This is a genomic window from Alloalcanivorax sp. (assembly GCF_964221125.1).
Lineage (GTDB): Bacteria > Pseudomonadota > Gammaproteobacteria > Pseudomonadales > Alcanivoracaceae > Alloalcanivorax > Alloalcanivorax venustensis.
This window is the reverse complement of sequence record NZ_CAXPXK010000110.1, coordinates 1-3,157: the sequence shown is the minus strand read 5'-3', so window position 1 is coordinate 3,157 and position 3,157 is coordinate 1. Positions and strand designations below refer to the sequence as shown.

Annotated in this window: 3 protein-coding genes; 1 reads left to right on the top strand and 2 read right to left on the bottom strand. The window is 67.4% G+C overall.

Annotation, left to right across the window (positions count from 1 at the left end; translation table 11 throughout):
* On the bottom strand, nucleotides 1–988 hold a 988-nt coding region (locus ACEQZD_RS13295; RefSeq protein WP_370186071.1), incomplete at its 3' end, for a class I tRNA ligase family protein.
* A gap of 101 nt (nucleotides 989–1,089) precedes the next feature.
* On the opposite strand from ACEQZD_RS13295, the gene ACEQZD_RS13290 reads away from it, so the two are divergent.
* A complete protein-coding gene (locus ACEQZD_RS13290) occupies nucleotides 1,090–1,707 on the top strand; it encodes a YdcF family protein (protein WP_142949564.1) in 618 nt (205 codons plus the stop codon).
* Between the two features lie 9 nt (nucleotides 1,708–1,716).
* Here the strand turns inward: ACEQZD_RS13290 and ACEQZD_RS13285 are convergent.
* On the bottom strand, nucleotides 1,717–3,157 hold a 1,441-nt coding region (locus tag ACEQZD_RS13285; protein ID WP_370186069.1), incomplete at its 5' end, for a SulP family inorganic anion transporter.

The window sequence follows — 3,157 nt, the reverse complement described above, 5'->3', positions numbered from 1 at the left end:
TCAGCACGAAGTTGGCCACCCACACCGGCACGTCCTTGCCGGTGATCGGGTGCCGGGCATACACGCCGGTGAAGATGCCTTTCTTCTCCATGGTGGCGATGTCCGCCTCGGCCACGCCGGCGTGCTGACATTCGTCCACGAAGGCCGCCACTTCCGGGTCGCGCTCGGCGGCCGCCTTGGCCAGCGGGTGGCCGGCGGCCACCGCCATATAGCTCACCCCCATCAGGGTGTCCGGGCGGGTGGTGTAGACCCGCAGCAGTTCATTGCCCCGCGGCCCCTCGATGGCGAAGTCCAGCTCCACCCCTTCGGAACGGCCGATCCAGTTTTTCTGCATCGCCTTGACCTGTTCCGGCCAGCCGTCCAGCTGGTCCAGGTCGTTGAGCAGTTCGTCCGCGTAGGCGGTGATTTTCACGAACCACTGCGGGATTTCCTTGCGTTCCACCAGAGCGCCGGAGCGCCAGCCGCGCCCTTCGATCACCTGCTCGTTGGCGAGTACGGTCTGATCCACCGGATCCCAGTTCACCGTCGACATCTTTTTATACACCAGGCCCTTTTCGTAGAGCTTGGTGAAGAACCACTGCTCCCAGCGGTAGTATTGCGGCGTGCAGGTGGCCAGCTCCCGGTCCCAGTCGTAGCCGAAGCCCAGACGCTTGAGCTGGCCGCGCATGTAATCGATGTTCTGGTAGGTCCAGGGCGCCGGCGCGGTGTTGTTCTTGATCGCCGCGTTTTCCGCCGGCAGGCCGAAGGCGTCCCAGCCCATGGGTTGCAGCACGTTCTTGCCCAGCATCCGCTGATAGCGGCTGATCACGTCGCCGATGGTGTAGTTGCGCACATGGCCCATGTGTAGCCGGCCGGACGGGTAGGGGAACATGCTCAGGCAATAGAAGGTCTCTTTACCGGGTTGCTCGGTGACCTTGAAACTGCGGGCGGTGTCCCAGTGTTGCTGGGCTTCCTGTTCTACCTGGTCGGGGCGATACTGTGCGTCCATCGGCTCTCTTAATTGATAAGCGGGTAATTAATAAACGGGATGATATCTGCAAGGGGCCTAGGATACATGAGCATAAGGCGGGCAGACAGCGGATGCGCGGTATGTTGATCACCGCCGCCCTGGCACTGGTGCTGATCGGCGCCACCCTGCCGGCGGTGGTGCGGCAGTTCTATCCGCCGTTACCGGCCAAGGAGCCCGGTGCGCGCCCGGGCGCGGTGGTGGTGCTGGGTGCCGGTCGGCAGCGCGACGGCCAGGACTACCGGCTCAACCCCACCGGCCTGCGGCGGGTCCAGGCCGGGCTGCGCGAGGCCTGGCAGCGCGACCTGCCGATCGTGTTAAGCGGCGGCGCCGAGGACCACGCCCCCGCCGACCCGGACGATTCCGAAGCGGCGATGATGGCGCAGGAAGTGCTGCGCGTCTGGCCGGAGGCCCGCACCCACATCGAACCGAACAGCCGCAGCACCTGGGAAAACGCCCGCAACACCGCCGCCCTGCTGCGGCCTCTGGGGGTGAAGTCGGTGGTGGTGGTCACCGACCGCGCCCACATGCCGCGCGCGATACTCTGCTTCCAGCGCCACGGGCTGCGGGTCGAGGCGGTGGCGCTGGAATCGCTGCCCAAGCCGGCCTGGGCGCCCTCTGCCGGGGCGCTGTCGCAGGTGCCGGTGATCTGGCGCGAGTGGGCCGCGCTGATCTGGTATTACTTGCGCTATTTCCGGTAGCGGCACGCTTCAAGCGTGTGGCTTGTCGTCGGCGGCCCGTTCGCTGGTCTCGGGGTCGAGCGTTGCCAGCGCCTGGTAGTGGGTCATGAACACCTCGCCGCTGAGCTGTTCGAGAAAGTCGCTGCGTTTCAGCTGGTCCATCACCGGGCCCTTCACCTCCGACAGATGCAGGGTGACGCCGGCGTCCAGCAGGCGCCGGTTCAGGCTTTCCAGGCTGTCCAGGGCGCTGGCGTCGATGTGGTTGATCGCCGAGCAGAGCAGCACCACATGGCGGCGGCCGTCGCAATTCAGCGCCATGTCGTAGATGGCGTCCTCGGTGCGCCGGGCGTTGGCGAAGTACAGGGATTCATCCACCCGGATCGACAGCACCCGGGGCGAGGTGATCACCGGGTGGCGGCGCACATTGCGAAAATGCTCGGTGCCCGGCATCTGCCCCAGCTCCGCCATGTGCGGCTGGCTGGTGCGCCACAAATGCAGCGCCAGCGCCGCGCCCACCCCGGCGATCACGCCGATCTCCACCCCCGCCAGCAGCACCCCGGCCAGGGTCACCAGCATGGCGGTGAAATCCGCCTTGGAGTAGCGCCAGGCGCGCCGCAGCGCGCCCAGGTCCACCAGGGCCAGCACCGCCACGATGATGGTCGCCGCCAGGGTGGCCTTGGGCAGGTAGTAAAACCAGGGGGTGAAAAACAGCGCTGTGAGCGCGATGCCGCCGGCGGTGAATACGCCGGCCATGGGGCTGCGGGCGCCGGCATCGAAATTGACCACCGAGCGCGAGAAGCCGCCGGTAACCGGGAAACCGCCACTGACCCCGGACGCCAGATTGGCGGTACCCAGGCCGATCAGCTCGGCATTGCTGTCGATCCGTTGGCGCCGCTTGGCGGCCAGGGTCTGCGCCACCGATACCGACTCCACGAAACCGATCAGGCTGATCAGCAGTGCCGGCAGCGCCAGCTGGCCCCACACCCCGGCGTCGAACGCCGGCAACGACAGCGCCGGCAGGCCGCCGGGGATGGCGCCGACTACCGCCACGCCCTGGCTTTGCAGGTCGCCGGCCGCCACCGCCACGGTGGTGCCGATCACCGCCAGCACCGGCCCGGCCTTGGCGAGCAGATCGGCGAGCATGGGCGGCAGCGGCGTGCGTGCCAGCAGCCGCTTCAACGGGCCGCGCGCCCACAGCAGGAAGAGCAGGGCGGCGGCGCCCACCAGCAGGGTGGGGCCGTTGACGCTGGCGGCCTCGCGGAACGCCGACAGTCCCAGTTCCCAAAGCGTGTCGCCTTGCATCGGAATGCCCAGCAGGTGCTTAAGCTGGCTGGCGGCGATCAACAGCCCGGAAGCGGTGATAAAGCCGCTGATCACCGAATGGCTGAGCAGGTTGGCGACCCAGCCCAGGCGCAGCAGCCCCATGGCGATCAGGAAGGCGCCGGACAGCAGCGCCAGTATCACGGTGGCG